The organism is Campylobacter australis, assembly GCF_050586305.1.
GTDB lineage: Bacteria > Campylobacterota > Campylobacteria > Campylobacterales > Campylobacteraceae > Campylobacter_A.
This window is the reverse complement of sequence record NZ_JAXUAA010000001.1, coordinates 71104-92084: the sequence shown is the minus strand read 5'-3', so window position 1 is coordinate 92084 and position 20981 is coordinate 71104. Positions and strand designations below refer to the sequence as shown.

The following is a 20981-nucleotide window of genomic DNA, read 5'->3' as shown; positions in this document are numbered from 1 at the left end:
AAATGAAACTTGATAGTAATTTTTTTATAAATATTTTAGAAATTTGTATCAATTTTGTAACCCAAGCCTGGAACATTTTTTACAAGGTCACAGCCAACTTTATCACGAATTCTCTTTACAAATGTTCTAATCGCCGCCTCACTAACACTTTCTCCAACCCAAACAACACTTTTTATATCATCATGAAGCACAACACTATCAAGATGCTCAACCAAAAGAGAGATAAACGCAAGCTCTTTTTTTGTAAGAGAAATTTCAGTGTCTCCTTTTATAAGCACCTTTTTTGTTTTATTAAAGGCGCAATCATCTGATATTTTTATCAAATTTAACTGCGCTATCTTGCTTTGGGCAACCTGTTTTAAAGTACTTAAAAACTCATCTACATCGATGGGCTTCATGATATATTTATTTATCCCAACATCAATCGCCTTTAAAAGCTTCTCTTTTTCACTATGTGCAGATAGTGCGATTATGGGCGTTGTGCTTGAAATTTTTTTTATCGCATCGGTCATATCAAGCCCATCTACAATCGGCATGGCAATATCAGTAAGAACTATATCTGGGCTAAATTTTTTAAACTTTTTAAGCCCCTCATCACCATTTTGGGCAGTTATAACTTTAGCAAACTCATCTAATAAAATTTGCTCCATCAATGCCCTAGTTTCGCTCTCATCCTCAACTATCAAGACCGTAAGATCTTTTAAAACATTATTCAATTTCATCCCCTTTTAATGGTAGTTTTATACTAAAACATGCTCCATTTTTTACATTCATTACTTTTAACTCTCCCTTAAATCTATCAATAATCATTTTTGACATATAAAGCCCTATGCCAGTGCCTTGCGAGCTATGTTTTGTTGTAAAATACGGCTCAAAAATTTTATCTATTACCTCATCTTTTACCCCGCCCGCATTATCGATAACATTTATAAAACCAAACTCACTATCGCTTGAAATTTCAACAATAACTAGCCTTTTTTCTATCAAACGCTCCACAAGAGCATCTTTTGCGTTATTTAACAAATTTATTAAAACCTGAGTAAGCTGACTTTCATAACCATAAATCAACACATCTTTTTTTACATCAACCTTTATCGCTATGCCCTCACGACTAAATGTGCCTTGAAGCATTGTTTTAGCGTTATCTACCGCTTTTTTAAGAGAGAAATTCTCAGCCACTTTATCACTTGAAAAAAAGCCACGAAAGTCCTCAATGGTATTTGACATACTTTTTATAATGTCCTTACAGCGTTCATATAATTTCTCAAGCTCATTAAGATCTTGAGCATTTTTTTTAATCTTAAAAAGCGTTATACTTAGTTCATTTAATGGCTGCCTCCATTGATGAGCGATATTTGCTATCATTTCGCCCATACTAGCAAGCCTGCTTTGAACAAGCAAAATTTTAGTATTTTCTTCATTTTTAGCTATCTCAGCTCGTATGATGTTTTGCAAATTTTCGTTTAACTCACGCAACTCGGCAGTTTTTTCTCTAACATGTTGTTCTAAGCTTTGATTAAGTGTTATTAGTTCGCTCTCCTTTTGTAAGAGCTTATCATTTAAATTTATAATCTGCGTGACATCATGACGAATCGCAACAAATTCCTCTATCTCGCCTTCTGAGTTTAGTATAGGCGATATAGTAGTGTTTAGATAAACTACACTACCATCTTTTGCTAAATTTTTGGCAATGGTTTTAAAAACTTTTTTTGAAAGTATAGTGGCCCAAAGCTCTTTAAAAGTCGAAGAAGGGACATCTGGATGGCGAACAATGTTGTGGTTTTTCCCTACCAACTCTTCACGAGTATAGCCACTCATTTTACAAAATTCATCATTTACAAATGTTATAATACCGTGTATATCGGTTTTTGAAACAATATTGCTACGCTCTATAGCATCTTGATATTGTTTAAATTTTGTTCTTATGTCATCCATTTGCCATAAATCCTAAAAAAGCTAGATAAATTCCGTTTAGTATTATAATCAAAATTGCTATTTTAAACATAATTTGCTTAAACTTTTGCGTGATAAATTTAAAAACTACATTTATTGATAACATAGCTGGCAGTGTGGAAAATCCAAAAAGTGCCATGATAAACGCTCCTTGAAGGGCATTTGCGCCTGCTATAGACATTGCTAAAAAATAGTACACAACACCGCATGGAAGTAGTCCATTTAGTATTCCAAATAGGCAAAATTTCAAAATTTCTGGTAAATTTCTTAATGCTAGTGTCTTTTTTGTGATAAATTTTGAAATTTTATCATTTTCTATAAAATTTAACAATTTCCCACGGCTTAAAAGTGCAAATCCAACAATCACAAGCAAAATTCCAACCACAAAAAATAGTACAGCCCTGCTTGTATTTGATATTAAAAAAATCGAGCCAAAAGCACCAAATAAAGCACCTAAAACGACATAAGAAACTATACGACAAAGGTGGTAAATAAGCGTTAAAAAAAATGCCTGTGAGATACTTTTTTGCTTAAAAGCAACTGCACAAAGTGCAAAAAAGCCACTGCACATACCTATGCAGTGGCTAAAAGATAATAAAACAGCTACGCTAACGATGCTAGCGACATTAATGTCTAAACTCAAAGAATTTTCAAAAACTCAGCAAAGATGTATTTGCTCTCGTTTGGTCCGCCACTAGCCTCTGGATGGTGCTGAACTGAAAATATCGGATAGTCTTTATATCTAACTCCCTCAATCGTATCATCAAATAAATTTCTGTGCGTTATCTCAGCTATTTGTGCAATCTCTTCTGGCACATTATAATTATGATTTTGCGCAGTTATCTCAACTTTTTGTGTTTGCAGATTTAAAACTGGGTGATTTGCTCCGTGCTGACCAAATTTTAGCTTATAAGTTGGATAGCCAAAGGCATTAGAAAGCAACTGATGTCCAAGACAGATACCAAATATAGGAACTCTAGCATCTATAAGCTTTTTAATCTCAGCTATCTCACTAACTAAATTTTTAGGCTCTCCTGGTCCGTTTGATAAAAATACACCATTTATCTCGCCGTTTTTAAATTTTTGTATTAAAGTCTCAGCCTTTGTGTCATGCGGATAGACATCAACCTCAAGTCCGACCTCACAAAGCTCATTTAAGATATTTTGCTTTACCCCAAAATCAAGCACAGCAACGCGCTTGCCGATACTTTTTAGTGGCTTATAGGACATAATCTCCTTATCCCAAGCTGCTTTTTTATGCGAGTACTCATCTTTTGCGCTAACGATAGCTACATAGTTTGTATCAGCTATACTTCCAGCCTTTTCAAGACGCCTTTTAAGCTCATCTTTATCGTTAATCTGCGTTGAAATGTAGCACATCATCGCACCTTCATCACGAAGCATTTTTGTTAAAAATCTAGTGTCAATATCATAAACACCAAATTTCCCTTGCTCTTCAAAGAATTTAGATAGCGACTTTTGTGAGCGAAAATTTGAAGCTTTATCGTTAAAACTGCGTACTAAAATACCACTAGCATGTATCTTAACGCTCTCCATATCATTATCGTTTGTACCTACGATACCTATCTCTGGCATCGTAAAGACTATAAATTGCCCAGCATAACTTGGATCGCTTATTATTTCCTGATAACCAGTTAGCGAGGTGTTAAACACCATCTCCCCAGCACATTCACCGTGTGTACCAAATGCTTTTGCTGTTAAAAATGTGCCATTTTGCATATAGATGTAGGCGTTCATAGCATGCCTCTTTTTTTGAGTTCTTCTTGATATAGTTTTTCAAAAACCATCTCATACTCCTCAGTGCCAGGTATGAGTTTGCGCTTATAGCCATCGATTTTCTCCATGACCTCATCCTCGATGGTTTCATAAGTTTTTAGATAAGTGTCAATAGAGGTGTAAATGATATTTTTTATGCGATTTTCTGAGACATTGTAGTCAATCAAGTCATTTCTCATCAGCTCATCTAAAATTTTATGTGCAATATTGCTAAACCTATCCTCATATGAAAGCATCAAACCAAATTCGCCAGCAAGGCGTTTTTTGATAAGCCAGAACATATTTTTGCGGTCTATTTGCATACTTTCCATCTCATCTTCGTTTTTTTCCAAAAGCTCATTCGCACGCTCTTCAAGCGCCCTTTCTTTTTGGACATCAGCAGTTAAAATTTCTTGCGCCTTTTTAACTAATGGCTCGATACCAGCCGAAAGTGTAACAAAGCCAGAGGCAAATAGATCTATTGCTATCTTGTGTGCTATATATGGTGTATGTGGTAGTTTAATGCGCATTGTTAGCCTTTTAAAAATTTTGGGATATTTTAGCCAATAAAAGGTAAAAATCCGTTAAAATTTCTACCTTTTTTGTGAGCTTTTAAGGTATTTGTGAAGTTTTAAACTTAGTTTAGTATATTTCCAGCTGGTGCGTCCATGCTTTGCTCTTTTGGTTTGTCGATAAAAGGTGGTCCTTTTTGCAGCATTACAGTTATCTCAGAAGCCACGGCTGGGGTCATCTTTGCCATAATAGTTGAAATTTTCTTTGGGTCAAGAGTTGCTATTATTGATGTGGCTTCTGCTCTACTCATCGCAGAAAGAGTGTCTGCTGCAGCTTGGTCTTTCATCTTCGCATAAGAGAGCGTAACTTTGCCACTTGTGCCACTTTTTAGCTCATCTAAAATTTTTTGATTTGAAGCTATTTGAGTATCTATCTCTTTTCGTTTTTGCTCAACTTGATTCATTGTCGCATTTATCTCTGCCTCTTTTTTAGCAAGTTTTGCTAAATTTTCTTCATACAAAGTCCTAGTACTAGCCCGAAAAGCCTCAAGTGCTTGGCGCTGCTCGTCAATAAGCTCCACTTCCTTTTGTATCTCAGCCTTTCTAGCTTCAAAAATTTGCACACAATCAACTGGAACATCATAGCCAAAAAGTGCGACTTTAAGAAGTATCAAAGATATAAAAAATTTAACCATTTTGTTTTAATCCTTGTGCAAATTTCATCGTGGCAAACTCATCAAGAGCAAGCTCTTCATCTCGTTTTTTCTTTTTTAACACTGCTTTTATGTCCTCTTGTTCTAAAAATTTCATCTTTTCAAATTCAAGACTTGCATTCTTATACTGGTGAGTAAAATGCGTGAGCTCACGCTCGGCAATATTTAGCTCGGCTTTTATAGTTTTTAGCTCATCATTCATTATCCGTAAAATTTCCAAACTCTCACGAAGCTCACTCATACTGCCTTGTGTAGGCATCTGGTAGGCATTTGCTGCATTTTGCGCCTCCTGAAGCTCTGCTTTTTTCCTTGCAATATTAGCCCTTGCCATGGCTACTTTACTTTCTAGTCTGTCAAGGGCTTGTTTTTTGACACTAACTACTGGAGTAAATTTGCTCTTCATTACCTTATTATCGTATCACTTCTTTCAGGGCTTGTCGAGATGATACCAACTTTTACGCCAGTTAGCTCCTCTATACGCTTAATGTATATCTTTGCATTTTCTGGAAGTTCATCATAGTTTTTTATACCATAAGTTTTACCCCAGCCAGCAAGCTCTTCATATATAGGGGTTGCATTCTCAAGGTCAGTAGGAACATAATCAATCACTTTGCCTTTATACTCGTATGCTTTACAAATTTTCACACTCTCAAAGCCATCAAGCACATCAAGCTTCATTAAAGCGTATTTATCAACTCCATCAAGGCGTGAAGCATATCTTACACTAACTGTATCAAACCAGCCAGTGCGACGACGACGACCTGTTGTAGTGCCATACTCTTTACCTATTTCGCACATATCATCGCCAGCTTTTGTTTTATCTTCAGTTGGGAAAGGTCCATGTCCTACACGAGTTGAATAAGCTTTTATGATACCTATAACTTCGCCTATCTCTTTTGGATTTAGTCCAAGTCCTGTACAAGCGCCTGCACTTATGGTGTTTGAGCTTGTTACATAAGGATAAGTGCCATGATCTATATCAAGAAGTGTTCCTTGTGCGCCTTCAAGTAAAATTTTCTTACCCTCATCAATGGCTTTCCAAACTATCTGTGTAGTTTCAGCTATAAACGGCTCAAGCACTTGCTTATAACCTTCAAGCTCAGCCAAAAGCTCAGCTTGAAGCGGCACGCTAACTCCAAGAACATCGAGTATGGCTTTGTTTGCCTCAAAATCTGCTATTAAAGCATCGCAAAGCTTAGCTGGATCCAAAAGCTCGCCTACACGGTGACCAGACCTGCCTATCTTATCCATATAGCAAGGCCCTATACCTTTGCCAGTAGTACCGATAGCCTTATCGCCTTTTAGTCGCTCTTTTGCTTGGTCAATAAGACTATGGTGGGTTAAATTTAAGTGCGCTCTATCGCTTATAAAAAGTCTACCGTTAATATCACCAAACTGCTGCATCTCTTTGATCAAAACCGCTGGATTTACGACAACGCCATTACCGATGATGTTTATGATGTTTTTATGCAAAATTCCGCTTGGCATAAGGTGAAGGGCGTATTTAACGCCATTTACCCATATAGTATGACCAGCATTATGTCCACCTTGACTTCTACACACAAGGTCATAATCAGCTGCCAGCATATCAACTATCTTGCCTTTACCTTCATCTCCCCACTGAACCCCAACAACTAAATCAGCTTTTCTCATTTTCTACCTTTCCATAATTTTATCAACTAAAGCATCTGTATAAATCGCAAAACCACTGCTTGCAACGCCGTCTATCTCGTAGTTTCCTCCGCCTGCTATTATCGAGTTTTGACTTAAAAATCTAAAAAACAACTTATCATAATATCTCATTTTTGAGTAGTAAAGAGGGACTATGCGTATATTTTCATGACTGACCGAGCAAACAAGTGTGAGCAAATTTTTAAGTGGAGTTTTTAATGCGTCTGGAACTACACTTATAACATCTTCAAGCTCTTTTTTGTTTGATAAAAGTGCCAAAGACTCAAGCCATGGAATGTTTTGCGAGAGAATTCTTTCTATCTGTCCATTTTCAAAAATTTCTATCTCAAGACCTAGAATTTTGCATATAGTATGCGGGATCTCGATATTACTAAGCTGCAAAACTGCATCAAATTTTAGCTTGTTTAAAATATTTGAAACAAGCGATACGCTGGTTCTTAGCTCGCTTTCTCCAATCAGTTCAGCTCCTATTTGATAAAACTCACTGCTTGGATACTTAAATATCGGCTGGATGTAAAACCACTTTTTATGAAGTTCGTCTTTTAGTCTTGCTCGAACAATACGAACAACATCAACTGTGCTATCTGCACGCAAACTTATTTCATGATTTGCATGGTCACTAAATCTTAAAAGCATAGTAGGATTTACACTTAAATGCTGATGATAGGAAAAAAATGGTGTTAAAATTTCGCTAAAACCCTCGCTATTTAAAAGATCGCTTGCAAGCTGCTCGATACTGCGTTTTGTCGCTGCACTTTTGCCAAAATAAAGTCGTGAACCGACTGGAATTTCGTGTTCATAAACCTCTGTCATACTCTTGTCTTTCATAAAATACTCTCTTTGCCATCAATGTTTAAAATTTCAGCACACATGATATTTGCCGCTCGTGCCAGCGATAAAGTTCGCATCTTATCACTCGTAGCAAAGGCCTCTTTTAGGTTATTAACAATATTTGTGTATTCGCTTGAGCTAAATTCATTAAGCTTTGGCAAAATTTCATTTTTTAACCCTATAAAAATTTCACTATCATCTAAAATGTGACGGGTGCTTAATGTTGAGATGATATTTTGTGCATACTCTTTTAAAGCGATACACTCTGCAAGCTTGTTAAACATCTCATCATCTATGCTATAGTTAGGATCAAAACCGCTAATACCCTTAAATTCATACTTTAATACATCCTCAAGTCGCATCGGACGAGCAAAGAAATTTCCTTGGAAATTTCTAAATCCAAGACCACTTAAAATTTTAAGCGTGCTTGCGTCTTGCAGGTTTTTAATGGTTGGTGCTTTTTCAAACATATCGGCTACATTTTTTATAATGCGAACCGTAGAAAAGGCTTTTTTATTAAAAAACATATATGTGCAAATATTCTTATCAACCTTTATCTTATCTATCGGCAACAGCTCAAGTGCCTCAAATGAGTTTGTCTTGCTAGCAAAATCATCAAGCACAAACGAAACGCCAAAACTCTTATAGCGCTGTAAAATTTTACTTGACTGAACTAAGTCTGTGACATTGTTTGCATCAATTATCTCGATAAACAAAGAATTTAAATTTACATCACTATTTCTTAAAACAAGCTCTTTAAATTTCATATAAAAGCTATCACTGCAAAGCTCAAGAATACCTATATTTACACAAACATTTGCACTCTTGCCACTCTTTTGCCATGCAGCTTGTGCCTTAAGAGCTGATTTTATCGCAAAGATAGCAATGTCTTCGATTACGCTTTGCTGCTGTATAAGCGGCAAAAACTCATTTGGATAGACGATATTTCCATTATGTTCCCAGCGTATAAGAGCTTCAAAGCTTACAACTTCGTTGGTTTTTAGATCAATTTCTGGCTGATACTCGATGAAAATTTGCTCATTTTCAAGGGCTGTTAAAATTTTATAGCTGTCAGCATATTGATCTTTTAAGCTTTTATCTTTTTTAGGATCAAAGACATAGTATCGGTTCTTGCCACTTAGTTTTGCTTTATACATAGCCCAGCCAGCTTGTTCTAGCATATTTTCAGCTGAGATATTTTTTGTAGAGTCATTTACTGAGATACCGATACTTGCACTTGCAAATAGCTTTTTGCCTTCATGATATATGGTTGCACACGCTATGCGAAGTATATTTTCAGCCAGCTCATAAACTTCACCAACATTTTCATGCAAGATGATAGCCACAAACTCGTCACCGCCAATGCGAGCAAACATATCCCGATCTTCAAACAATACATCTATCTTACTTGAAATTTCAGTTAAAAATTTATCTCCAGCATGATAGCCATAAGTGTTATTTATCGCCTTAAATCCATCAAAATTCAAATAAGCAAGCGCTACTTGCTTCGCATGATATTGCTGAGCGATAGCATGGCTTAGCTTTTGATTAAACAAATATCTATTTGGTAGTTTTGTAAGCGGATCATGGTAAGCAATATAATCTAGATACTCTTGAGTAGTCCGTATCTCACCAATCTCAGAGAAAACACCGATATAATAAGCCACAACATCATCTTTATCACTTACTTCTGAGAGATTGACAAGGATAAATTTATCATCTCCTTTTTTATTTTTTATCCAAATTCTACCCTGCCAAACACCACTGCTTTGAATAGCGCTTAAGATACTCTCATACTCTTGTGAGCTTGTAAAGCGTGAGTTTAAAATGTGTATTGAAGAGCCTAAAATTTCGTCATACTCATAGCCCATTTCATTGCAGAAATTTTCATTTACATCTATAAATTTCCACTCTTTATCAAAAATGGCTATGCTGTCTTTTGAGTATGAAAAGAGCCTTGAAGCTAGCTCTTGATAGCCTTGTGAAATTTTTTGATCGGTGATATTTGTAAATACCCCCTCTATTTTTTTACTTACTCCATCTTTGCTAAGAGTAGTTTGCCTTGCCCTAAGGCTTAGCCAAATGGTTTTTTTATTTATATCTTTAGTCCTTATCTCACCGATATAAACGCCTTCTTCAACACAAATATCAGCAAAAAAGTTATCAAAATTTATAAATTTCTCACCAACTATTTTTCGCATCCTGATTTGATCTATACTAACTATAGCAAGTCTATCAATGCCCAAAATTTTACCAAATTCACTGCTAGTTTTTATCACTTGCTCACTTGGGTCATACTCAAATGGTATAGTATCTGATGCCCAGATTAGATTTTTATTTGTCTTTTGCTCATTTTCAAATTTATCTATCAATAGCTTTTGCTCGGAATATTCGCTAATATGATAGGCAACCGCATCAAATTTACCTTCCGTATCTTTAAAAAACTTCACGCCTATCTTATAATAAACTCCAGTAAAAAGCGGGGTTTTTAATCTTATCACAAAACTTAAAAGATCTTTTGCTCCACTAGCAATAGTGAAAAATCGCCTTGCGAGCTCCAGCTCATTTATAAAACCAAGCCTATCAGCTTCAAAGATATAATCTTTTAAATTTACATTTCCAGTTATAACATCTGAGTGTTTTATACCAAGTAGTTTTTCGATATTTTGTGTAGCATAAGAAATTTTAAGTATGTCATCTTTTTTGCCAATCATTATAATCTCATTAAACGCCGAGTAGTACTCTGCCATTACTCTTTGGTTTTGCTTGGCAAAATTTTGCTCTGTTATATCAGTTGCTATAGCAAAGATATACTCTTTATCGTTTGCACTAACAGCAGAGTTTCTAACGCTCATATCTCTTATGTCACCATTTTTTAAGATATGTTGAGCGGTAAAAGAGCCATGTTTATCCTCTATACATCGTCTTACATCAAAGATAACTTCTTCAAATTTTGATAAAAATATATCTTTGCAATTTAACTTAACAAACTCATCGTAACTATATCCATAAAACTCACACGCTTGCTGACTAACATCAACTATCTGACCATCGTAAGCATCATAGATTAAGACAATAAGAGGACTTTGCTCAAATATATATCCATATCGTTTTTTATAATCAACAAGCCTAATTTCTTGCTCTTTGCTCTTATCATAAAGCTCTTTTAACTTATCAAAAACAGTCTGAAACTCAGTTAGAAATTTCTCATCTTGATTAAAATTTTGATCGACGATACATTTATTTATCTCATCCATAGGTCTTTTTACATAATACTTTGCAAATCTGATATTACCTATCGAAGTTGTCGTGTATATAAAAAATAAAAACAGAGCCAGTCCAAAAAAGAACATATCAAGACCAATAGCTTGCATGCGTGGGGTATAAACTAAAACAAATACACCTAAGTTTTCATTGTATGTGGCTAAATTTGCTTGCATTTTTATATATGAAAGCTCCACCAAACCATCTTTTGTAAAATACCTATCTACCTCTTTGGTGTCTATTTTGCTACCGATCATATTATTTTCGATGATATTTGGAACTATAGTTTGAATGATGTTGCCATCGATATCAAAGATGTAGGTTGAGTGTTGATATGGATTTGACAAAGCTAGAATCTCACCACTAAGCTTTGCTAAATTTATCTCAGCAACCAACCTTTGCTTATGACCAATGTAATACGATACAAAAATCGCCCTTGCATGTCCGCTACTTGATATAAATTTTGAGATAATAAATGGCTTTTTTTCAGTAGTTTCAAATATCCATTTACCTCCAAAAGTATCTAAAGCATAGGCGCCATCTGTTACTTTTTTATGTAAAACATTTGCATTTTCATCGATAAAGTAGTAGGCTTTAAAATTTTCATCAAAAAGCTGCTGGGCAAGAGCTACATCTATATTATTTTCAAGGCTATATTCATGTGCATTAGCATGCCTTGTATAAATTTCAAATTCTTTTTTTATCTCAAAAATTTTATTATCTATAACATTTTGAACTTGGTTGTTGTAATCACGAAGGTTAAATTTTATATCACCTACTCTTGAATTAAATATATAAAACACGAGCGTTATTAGGATGAGTAAAACTATCGGATAGGTTATAAAAAGCCTAAGCCCAATATTAAACCAAAGTCCGCTTGCGTTCTTAAAAATTTTTGATAACATAAAAATAAAACCCTTTATATGGACTTTTTAGAGTTGGATTTTAACAAAATTTTACTTGTTTTATTATTATAATATCTTAAATCAACTTAAATTTATAAGCTTTTGTATAGGTTTGCGTTCAAAAACTTCGCCGACTATTGCGCTTTGCATGTAACCAACTTCTTTTAGTCTATTCAGAGCAAGTTGCGCATCTTTTTGTGATATAGCCAAAAGCAATCCACCTGAAGTTTGCGCATCATAAAGCAACATATTGGCTTTACCATCCACATAAGCACTTGCAAATTCTCGGTTCTTATAGCTTCCTTCTGGCAAAAGACCCATATCAGCCATCTCTTTTGCGCTTTGCAGTATCGGAATATTTTGAGTAAAAATTTCAAACGCTATATCATCTCGTCCCATCTCAAAAAGGTGCCCCAAAAAGCCAAAGCCAGTTATATCAGTAGCTGCATGCACGCAAATTTCACTCATCGCACCGACTGCATAAAAATTTAGCTGCGACATATAAAAAGCCGCCTCTTTTATCTGTTCCAAATTTAGCATATCACCCTTTATCGCTGTGCTTAAAACACCTGTACCAAGCGGCTTTGTAAGGATAAGCAAGTCACCAACTTTTGCTGTGTTGTTTGCCCAAAATTTCTTTGGGTGTATAGCACCAGTTACACTAAGCCCATAATACATCTCAGGCGTTGCTATGCTATGACCACCAACTACGACACCTCCACACTCTTTGACTTTGCTGGCTCCTCCAGCCATGATCTCAGAAAGAATTTCACTTTCAAAGTTACAGCTATCAAAGCCAACTATATTTAAAGCGTTTATAACGCTTGCGCCCATAGCAAAAATATCGCTAAGAGAATTTGCAGCAGCTATCTGCCCGTAAACAAAAGGATCATTTACAACTGGCGTGATAAAATCAAGCGTTTGAACAAGCGCCAAGTCATCACTTAGCCTAAAAACACTTGCATCTTCGTTGCTTGTCGTGGATGAGAGCAAATTTGGATGGGATAAATTTAGTGCACCGATACTTTTGTTTAGACCCGCCGGGTCAAGTTTGGCTGCTCAACCCGCTGCACGGACAAATTTTGTAAGCTTTTTATCATTATATATCATAGAGTTATCACATCATTTTTACTTAAAATATCAACCACTTCAAAGGCGTTTGTAATCTCACCGATAGCTAGCTTATCAACGAGCTTATAAGCCTCCAAACAGCTACCGCAACTTAAAATTTTAACACCTACATTTTCTAGCTCTTTTAGCGCACGAAAGCTAGGGTGCGAGCGGTCAGTGGTCATCTTTACAGCCGTATTGACAAGCAAAATAGTACTTGGCTTACTTTGCACCTGCATAAAAGCTGCTATAAATTTTGATAAAAGCACTTCACCAACTTCTCCGCTCCCAGCCCTATCTTCATTTAGATAAAGTACTTTTTGGCATTTTGTTGGAATTTCACAGTTAAACTCATCAAGACTTATATCTTTTAGTTCACCGTTTTTAACAACACGAAAAAGTGTCTCTCCATTTTCTAAATCACTTATCGTAAAGGCTTGTTTTTGTGAGCTTAAAAAGCGAGATATATTTTCTTTTGGGGCTATGGCATTTACTAAAATTTCTAAAATTTCGCCATCTTTTAGCTCACTAAGTGTATTTTTTGTGTTTATAACTGGTTGGGGACAGTCTAAATTTCTGCAGTCTATTTGCATGTTTTTCCTTTAAAATGTAGTCTGGCTAAGCCTTAGCCCTTGTCATTTTTGCTATTTTCTTGATTTTTTAACGATACTTAAAAGTAGCTCAAAACCATGCTTGCTTGAATTCTCAACATCTTTAAATACACTTATGCCATCTTTTTTATCAGAATTCTTATCTGAAAATATCTTAATCGCCTTATTAAGCCCATTATGTACATTTTCATGATGTTTTGCAACTTCGTTTATATTAGCACTTTCACTTTGGGTAAAATTTTTCACATTTTGGGCAAACCATTTGCCAAATCTGCAACTATGATGGTCTGGTATATTGTGGTGTTCGCCAGCAAAAAATGCCTTATATCCATCAAGCTTCATGTTTATATGATCTATCTTGCCATTACTCACATTGATCTCGCTGGTTACATTTAGCGTTTGATTTAGTGTTAAATTTGCGTTATTTCTTACACTTTCGATATTTTTATAGACATCATCAAGCGTACTAGAAACTTGTGAAGAGAGTCTAGCAAAAGACTCAGCCATCTCAGTCATAGAATTTGCATTCTGCTTTAAGCCATTGATATTTACTTCAACTTCTTGCGTGGCTTTTTGAGTGCGTTCAGCTAGCTTTCTAACTTCATCTGCAACAACAGCAAAACCTCGTCCATGTTCTCCAGCCCTAGCCGCTTCTATGGCTGCATTAAGCGCAAGTAAGTTTGTCTGATCTGAAATATCTTTTATCAAATTTATAATCTCAACAATCGAATCAACGCTTGCATTTAACGACGAGACATTAGTATGAAGTCCGCTACTTGTCTGTTCCACCTCTTGCATCGAACCCACAACACTACCCATTTGCTGCTCTAAAACTTGCGTTTTAGCGACAGTTTGGTTATTTAAGCTATTCATCTCATCAAGCATGATAAGGTTATCCTCCATGGTTCCTTGCAAGAAATTTATACCATCACCATAGCTATTTACTAAAAGCTCAACCAGCGTATCTTTGGCTGTTGTGTCAGAGTTTTTGTCTTGTGAATTTTTACTTAAGTTGGTTAGCTCAGCTCTTAAATTTAAAAGTTCGTTTTTTAAACTCTCGTTTTCTAGGCTTAAAGTCTCGATTTTTGCTTGCGCCTCATAAAGTTTTTTACTACCACCAAACATATTTATTCTCCTCGGAAAAATTTGCAATATTTTATAATATTTTTTATTAATTTAAGTTTGTTTTTTAAAATTTATATGTTTGAAGTTTTGAAATGGACGCCACTTGCGCCCATTTTTTGGATATTATTTGCCAGCGAAATTTTGCTCTAGCCATTTTTGAGCTGCTTCAAAACTCTCAAAGCGACCACTCTTTGCAACCTGTGCAACACCTTCATAAAAGCGGATACGAATGCCGTCTTGGACATTATCAATCTTTACTCTTGTAATACGGTCTGTATTTAGATAAACACGGTCATTTAATTTGATAAACATTTCTTCTCCTTTTAAAGTTTATTTATAATACAAAATTTTTAAAAATTTTACATAAGAATTTCATAAATTCTTATGTAAAATAAAAATGCATTGTTACCATTTGAAATTCTGCATTTTAAGCATATAAAATATGAAATTTATGCATATATTTTTACATAAAAATCAATAAATTTAATTGAAAAGATATATAAAATTTAAGTTCTTGCAAAAGATAAAAAACTAATTTTATTTGCCAGTTATACGATCTTTTACATCAGATAAAAATAGCTCTTTAAATCTTTGATTAGCAAAATCTTCTATATCACGCTGAAGCTGCTTATAGGCATTTATAAGCTCGTAAGCCCTTGGATTTAGCGTAGTTCCTGCGTTTTCACCACCGCCTTGTTTTGTATTTACAAGCTCTTCATCTAAATTTTTAGCTAAAATTTGTAGGTGACTCCAACATTTTTTATAGTTCATTCCTAAAATTTCAGCCGCCTTTACGATACTTCCAGCCTCTGCTATGACTTCAAGAACTTCGGTCTTTCCTTTACCAAAAAGTAGCTCGCCTTCTGAGTTTTCTATCCAAGTTTTAGTTTTTACGATCATTTTTTTACCTTTTTTTTCTTTAAAGCAGCCAAGCTGGCAGTATTTTACATCAATATTATAATCCCTTAAAGTGCCACGAATTTTACCTAGACCCACGCCCTTTGCTGCATCTCTAGCATCTGAGCAAAATATACGACCACGCTCATCAAGTTTGCCTTTTATATCTTTATAAGTTAGCACGCTACCAAGTCCGATAGGAAGCTTACCAAACTGACCTAACTCACAGGCGTCTATCTTTACGCCAATTTGAGTGGCAGTTTCGCCAACCTGCCCTATATCACATCCAAGCTTTGCAGCAATCTTAAATGCAACACCACAATCAAGCCTACCTTTATCATTTTTTAGCTTTTGTATCATTTGGATAATCTTTTCACGCATGAACACGCTCCGTACCGCTATAAACATTTAAATTTTCACCCCGTGCAAAACCACAAAGAGTTAGATTAAATTTCCTAGCTATCAGCACCCCGAGACTTGTTGGTGCTGTGCGTGATACAAGCACAGGTAGTCCATTCACAACTGCCTTTACAACCATCTCGGAACTAAGCCTACCACTTACCATCAAAAGCCCATCACTTAAATTTGCTCCGTCCATCGCTGCCTTGCCAATGGCTTTATCTATAGTATTGTGCTGAGCGATATCTTCACCTATATAAAATTTATCACCTATCTTAAGCTTTGCGGTATGCACACAACCCGTTTTTTCATAAAGCTCACATTGTGTGTAAAATTCGCTCATTTGCTTTGAAATTTCACTTCTAGCAAAACTAACACCTTGTTTTATGACTTTGGCTTGAATATTTGCAGGATTTACATTTGCAGTTACACTTCTGCCGCAGCCACTTATAATGACTGCTTCGGTGTTTAGGTTTTTAAGATTTGCCTCATCAACCTTTGCCACTACATCTAAAACCAGTTCGCTTTCATCAAATTTCACACTTGTTACATCAGAGTAGCTTTCAAGGATATTTTCACTTAAAAGATAACCGATACCAAGAGCTTCAAGATCGGTCGGAGTAGCCATCATAGCTCCAACTTTAACACTATTTATCCTTATGTCTAGTTTGATCTCGCGGACTAAAATATCATCAGTCTCAAAACTCTCATCGGCTCTAAATTTTGTTATCTTTGTAGTAAAAATAGGGTGCATTTCTCATCTTTAAAAAAGACCCCAAAAGGGGGTCTTTAGGATTATTTTAGTTTCGGATATACTTTTTCGTATTCTGAAACTGGAATTTTGTTTTTAGAAACAAGTTCTTGGTACCAGTAATGGTGAAGCACATAAACCTCTTCCTCTTCCTTGTATCCATGAACCATTGACCAAATAGCACCATGAATAGCGATGGCTGCCATATATATATGAACTAGGAAGAATACCGCGCATACGATACCTAAAATATTATGTATAACCGCACTCCATCTTAAAACTTCAATCTGTGAAATTCCAAGCCAAGTAGCAACTGGGACCGCCTGAAAGTCAAGGAAATACATTGCTGCACCAGTTGCTATCATCACAAGTCCACCAGGTATTGCTACCCAAAACCACGCTTTTTGTCCAGCATTAAATTTACCAGCTGGGATAGCACGCTTTTTCTTTGACAAATATCCACCTACGATAAACATCCAGCGAATATCATAAACAACTGGAAGCATTCTAACTGTCCAGTAACAAATCATCGGCACAACTGAAATCGCAAATGCAATCGTTGAAAGTCCGTGAAGATCTTTCATAAATTTAACAAATGCACCGCCACCAAATGCAGAACCCCACATCATGATAATGCCTGTTGGAACAAGAATAACCCATGAAATGGCTGCGATACCGTGAGAAACACGCTCAACTATATCAAATGCATATATTTTTTTACCATCGTGGCTAAAGTGCTTTGGTCCGACGATTAAAAAGTGAAGTGCAAATGCAACGATAACAGCAATGATTATAGCTACAACGCCGTAAGCAAAATAGTCATTACCTTGGATAAAGGTGAAAATTTTTCCCATGCCATCTTCATAGCCTGTGATATTTTCAATCCTTCCTGCCGCCCAAACATTACTGTCGTATTGATTTGTTCCATCAGGTAAATTTAGAGCAAACGCACTCATTATCGATGCGATAAAAGCAAATAATACTCTCATACTCTATCCTTTGTGTAATATGCGATTTTCCATGTCGGAGATTCTTTGATATTTTTAATACCATATCCTCTTGCGCTGACCCGATCAAGATAAATCTGCTCTATTATATCAGATTCTCCCACAAGTAAAGCTTTAGTCGAGCACATTGCTGCACAAACAGGCACCTTTCCCTCTGCTATACGGTTTTGACCATACTCTTCAAATTCATGTTCTGAGTTAGTCGCTACATTTATGCCGCCTGCACACATTGTACATTTATCCATCGCGCCTTTAACACCAAACACCCCCTCTCTTGGGAACTGTGGTGCACCAAATGGACATGCGTATAGGCAGTATCCGCAGCCAATACATACATCCTTATCATGAAGCACAACGCCATCAGCTCTAATATGAAAACAATCAACAGGGCAAACTAAAGCGCAAGGCGCATCCTCACAGTGCATACAAGCAATCGAAGTAGAAATCTCTTTACCAATAATACCTTCGTTTAGCGTTATCACGCGGCGGCGGCGAACACCAATAGGTAGCTCATGAGCCTCGTCACAAGCTACTGCACAACCGTTACAGTCTATACATCTATCATCGTCGCAGTAAAATTTTAATCTTGAAATTTTTTCACTCATCTCTCACCCCTTACGCTTTTTCTAGACGGCACAATCCGCCTTTTGTCTCTGGAATTTGCGTGACAATGTCATAACCGTAGTTTGTTACGGTATTTGCGCTTTCGCCTACACTATAAGGCTTAGTGCCATCAGGGAAATTTCCAGTCATATCAACACCTTGCATATATCCAGCCCAGTGGAATGGCAAGAATATCGAGTCAGATTTTACAGAAGCAACAAGACGCGCTTTGACCTTGATCTTTGTACCCTCAGGTGAGTGTATCCAAACCATATCGCCATCTTTTATACCGTAGCTTTTTGCCATATCTGGATGGATATCTGCAAACATCTCAGGCGTAAGGCGTGTAAGATACTTGCTAGCTCTTGTCTCCATACCAGCACCACTTAAATTTACAAGTCGTCCTGTTACTAAATTGACAGGGAAATCTTTTGCAAAATCAGCACTTTGCTGCAAACTCTCATACTTCGTAAATACCCTGTAGTGGTTTGGCTTATCTTTAAAGCTTGGGTATTTTTTAGCTAGATCTGTCCTTGGTGAGTGGATAGGCTCACGGTGAAGTGGGATCTGATCAGCAAAAGTCCAAACTATTGCTCTAGCTCTTGCGTTGCCATAAGGTGCGATGCCAGCTTCCATGCATTTTTCAGCTATTATACCGCTACCGTCAGTAGCCCATGAAGCTCCGATCTTTTCTCTCTCTTCATCGGTTAAAGTTATGCCAAGAACTTTTTCTATATTTTCTTTTGTGATTTGCGGATAGCCGCCACTTTGTACTCCGCCAACTGGTGCAGAACCTTCAGCAGCTAGCTGGCTAACACCTTCATGCTCAAGTCCAAAGCGATTTCTAAACCCCATACCACCTTTCATAACTGGCACATTGACATTATATAGCACTGGGCTACCTGGGTGTTTTTCTGTCCAGCATGGCCACGGAAGTCCGTAGTACTCGCCTTCAACTGGTGTGCCAGGCTTGCCCATAAGTGTAAGCTCATCAAATTTATCCCAGTTTTCTTGATGGCGTTTTAGTCTCTCTGGTGTCCAGCCTGTATAGCCTATTGATTTTACTATGCGAGCTATTTCTGCTGTTGCAGCTTCAGGCCAATTTATCTTACCCTCGCTATCGCGGATAGTGCGAGTAAGTTCATCATAAAAACCTATACGCTTTGCAAGCTCAAATAACACTTCATGATCTGGCTTACTCTCATAAAGTGGCTGAACAACTTGGCTTCTCCACTGACCCGAACGGTTTGTGGCAACGACTGTACCGCTTGTTTCAAACTGTGTTGCAGCTGGAAGCAAGTAGATATTATCTTTTTTATTTGTGATGACACCAGCATCATTTACAAACGGATCAACTAACACTAATAACTCAAGCGCATCTAAGCCCTCTTGAATTTTTGCTTGCTGTGCAACCGAAGTAATACCGTTACCAATAACTATAAGCGCCTTTAATGCATCACCCGCATTTTCAATAGGATCGTTACCATCTTTACCATTTAGCGGACCAGCCCACCAACGAGCTAATGTAAATCCTGGCTTAAACATCCACTCAGGTTTTACGAAATTTTTCTGCAACCACTCATATTCAACGCCCCACATCTTGGCAAAATACTTCCAGCTATCTTCATTTTTAGCATAATATCCTGGTAGGCTATCTGGGGCATTTGCCATGTCGCTCGCACCTTGAACATTATCGTGACCACGAAGGATGTTGGTACCGCCACCTTCAACTCCCATATTTCCAAGTACAAGCTGTAAAATCGGAGCTATACGAGTATTTGAGCTACCTATAGTGTGCTGAGTAAGACCCATCGCCCAAACAACTGAACCAGGACGGTTTTTCGCATAAACTTCTGTTATCTCTTTTAGTGTTGCAGCTGGTACGCCAGTGACATCTTCAACAACTTCTGGTGTCCATTTTGCCGCTTCTTCACGAATTTTATCGATACCATAAGTTCTATCATCTATAAATTTCTTATCTTCCCAGCCATTTTGAAGTATCAAATTTATCATACCATACATAAACGGTATATCTGTTCCTGGGCGAATTTGTGCGAAATAATCGGCCTTAGCTGCCGTTCTTGTATATCTTGGATCTACTACGATTAGCTTTGAGCCATTTTCTTTCGCTTTTAAAAAGTGTCTAAAACCAACTGGGTGATTAACCGCTGGGTTTGCACCGATAATAAATATAGACTTCGCCTTTTGAATATCTCCAAGGTGGTTTGTCATCGCGCCATAACCCCATGTATTCGCCACACCGGCGACTGTTGCGCTATGTCAAATTCTAGCTTGGTGATCTAGGTTGTTTGTCCCAAACATCGCAGAGAATTTACTTATATAATAGCTCTGCTCATTGCTTGCTTTTGCTGAACCCAAGAACATAACTTGTTCAGGGTTTTTCTCGCGATATGCTTTCATTTGAGCACCGATCTCATCTAGCGCTTGATCAAAGCTTATGCGTTTCCATTTTCCAGCGACTTTTTTCATCGGATACTTCACGCGGCAGTGTGAGCGTACCATATCAATGACATCGCTCCCCTTACAGCAGTGTCCACCAGCACTTACTGGGTGATCTTGCGCAACCTCTTGGCGCACCCATACTCCATTTTGAACTTCAGCCTTAACCCCACAGCCAACAGAACATACTGTACATATTGTTTTGACAATTTTTGAGCCCTTATATGGGTCACCTATCTCATGCTCGCCTGCTTTTCTAACAGCTGGACTTGAAGCAAAAGCTGCAGTTGCGCCGACAGCTGCACCCAAGCTTGCCATCTTAAGAAAAGAGCGTCTGCCAACTTGTGGCGATGAACTATCTCTCATGCTTTT

The 20981-nt window shown here is 36.9% G+C and carries 19 protein-coding genes and 1 pseudogene; all 20 read right to left on the bottom strand.

What is annotated here, in order from left to right:
- Nucleotides 1–35: 35 nt before the first annotated feature.
- Entirely contained in the window at nucleotides 36–716 is a 681-nt protein-coding gene (locus U5B17_RS00430; RefSeq protein ID WP_430803401.1) for a response regulator transcription factor, read from the bottom strand.
- A complete protein-coding gene (locus U5B17_RS00425) occupies nucleotides 709–1935 on the bottom strand; it encodes a PAS domain-containing sensor histidine kinase (RefSeq protein WP_430803400.1) in 1227 nt (408 codons plus the stop codon). Before U5B17_RS00425 ends, U5B17_RS00430 begins: the two co-directional genes overlap by 8 nt.
- Nucleotides 1928–2596 carry a sulfite exporter TauE/SafE family protein gene (locus tag U5B17_RS00420; protein ID WP_430803399.1) on the bottom strand — a complete coding sequence of 223 codons (669 nt, stop codon included), beginning with the start codon at nucleotides 2594–2596 and terminating at the stop codon, nucleotides 1928–1930. Before U5B17_RS00420 ends, U5B17_RS00425 begins: the two co-directional genes overlap by 8 nt.
- Nucleotides 2593–3711, bottom strand: coding sequence for a glutamine-hydrolyzing carbamoyl-phosphate synthase small subunit (carA, locus tag U5B17_RS00415; RefSeq protein ID WP_430803398.1), 1119 nt, complete (start codon nucleotides 3709–3711; stop codon nucleotides 2593–2595). Before carA ends, U5B17_RS00420 begins: the two co-directional genes overlap by 4 nt.
- Nucleotides 3708–4259, bottom strand: coding sequence for a DUF507 family protein (locus U5B17_RS00410; RefSeq protein ID WP_430803397.1), 552 nt, complete (start codon nucleotides 4257–4259; stop codon nucleotides 3708–3710). Before U5B17_RS00410 ends, carA begins: the two co-directional genes overlap by 4 nt.
- Before the next feature lie 107 nt (nucleotides 4260–4366).
- Entirely contained in the window at nucleotides 4367–4936 is a 570-nt protein-coding gene (locus U5B17_RS00405; protein WP_430803396.1) for a MotE family protein, read from the bottom strand.
- Complete coding sequence (locus tag U5B17_RS00400; RefSeq protein WP_430803395.1) at nucleotides 4929–5357, bottom strand: flagellar export protein FliJ; 429 nt, start codon at nucleotides 5355–5357, stop codon at nucleotides 4929–4931. The genes U5B17_RS00405 and U5B17_RS00400 overlap by 8 nt, the downstream gene beginning before the upstream one ends.
- Nucleotides 5357–6607 (bottom strand): adenylosuccinate synthase, encoded by a 1251-nt coding sequence (locus U5B17_RS00395; RefSeq protein ID WP_430803394.1) that lies wholly within the window; start codon nucleotides 6605–6607, stop codon nucleotides 5357–5359. Before U5B17_RS00395 ends, U5B17_RS00400 begins: the two co-directional genes overlap by 1 nt.
- Nucleotides 6608–6610: 3 nt before the next feature.
- Complete coding sequence (locus tag U5B17_RS00390; RefSeq protein ID WP_430803393.1) at nucleotides 6611–7474, bottom strand: ATP phosphoribosyltransferase regulatory subunit; 864 nt, start codon at nucleotides 7472–7474, stop codon at nucleotides 6611–6613.
- Entirely contained in the window at nucleotides 7471–11646 is a 4176-nt protein-coding gene (locus tag U5B17_RS00385; protein WP_430803392.1) for a sensor domain-containing protein, read from the bottom strand. Before U5B17_RS00385 ends, U5B17_RS00390 begins: the two co-directional genes overlap by 4 nt.
- Before the next feature lie 81 nt (nucleotides 11647–11727).
- Nucleotides 11728–12756, bottom strand: a complete 1029-nt coding sequence (gene selD, locus U5B17_RS00380; protein ID WP_430803391.1) for a selenide, water dikinase SelD — start codon at nucleotides 12754–12756, stop codon at nucleotides 11728–11730.
- A complete protein-coding gene (gene yedF / locus U5B17_RS00375) occupies nucleotides 12753–13349 on the bottom strand; it encodes a sulfurtransferase-like selenium metabolism protein YedF (protein WP_430803390.1) in 597 nt (198 codons plus the stop codon). Before yedF ends, selD begins: the two co-directional genes overlap by 4 nt.
- Before the next feature lie 51 nt (nucleotides 13350–13400).
- On the bottom strand, nucleotides 13401–13709 hold the full coding sequence (locus tag U5B17_RS00370) for a CZB domain-containing protein (protein WP_430803849.1): 309 nt from the start codon (nucleotides 13707–13709) through the stop codon (nucleotides 13401–13403).
- Nucleotides 13710–13841: 132 nt separating this feature from the next.
- Nucleotides 13842–14186: pseudogene (locus tag U5B17_RS00365) on the bottom strand (methyl-accepting chemotaxis protein); the annotation flags it as partial.
- A 429-nt stretch (nucleotides 14187–14615) separates the two neighbouring features.
- The gene (locus U5B17_RS00360; RefSeq protein WP_230055912.1) at nucleotides 14616–14804 is read right to left on the bottom strand and encodes a sodium-dependent tyrosine transporter; all 189 of its coding nucleotides are present in this window, start codon (nucleotides 14802–14804) and stop codon (nucleotides 14616–14618) included.
- Between the two features lie 225 nt (nucleotides 14805–15029).
- Nucleotides 15030–15770, bottom strand: coding sequence for a winged helix-turn-helix domain-containing protein (locus tag U5B17_RS00355; protein ID WP_430803389.1), 741 nt, complete (start codon nucleotides 15768–15770; stop codon nucleotides 15030–15032).
- Nucleotides 15763–16542: a formate dehydrogenase accessory sulfurtransferase FdhD gene (gene fdhD / locus U5B17_RS00350; RefSeq protein WP_430803388.1), complete on the bottom strand. Its 780-nt coding sequence runs from the start codon at nucleotides 16540–16542 to the stop codon at nucleotides 15763–15765. Before fdhD ends, U5B17_RS00355 begins: the two co-directional genes overlap by 8 nt.
- Nucleotides 16543–16583: 41 nt before the next feature.
- The gene (locus tag U5B17_RS00345; protein ID WP_430803387.1) at nucleotides 16584–17528 is read right to left on the bottom strand and encodes a formate dehydrogenase subunit gamma; all 945 of its coding nucleotides are present in this window, start codon (nucleotides 17526–17528) and stop codon (nucleotides 16584–16586) included.
- Entirely contained in the window at nucleotides 17525–18151 is a 627-nt protein-coding gene (fdh3B, locus tag U5B17_RS00340) for a formate dehydrogenase FDH3 subunit beta (RefSeq protein ID WP_430803386.1), read from the bottom strand. Before fdh3B ends, U5B17_RS00345 begins: the two co-directional genes overlap by 4 nt.
- A gap of 10 nt (nucleotides 18152–18161) precedes the next feature.
- Entirely contained in the window at nucleotides 18162–20975 is a 2814-nt protein-coding gene (locus tag U5B17_RS00335) for a formate dehydrogenase subunit alpha (RefSeq protein ID WP_430803385.1), read from the bottom strand.
- Nucleotides 20976–20981: the final 6 nt, after the last annotated feature.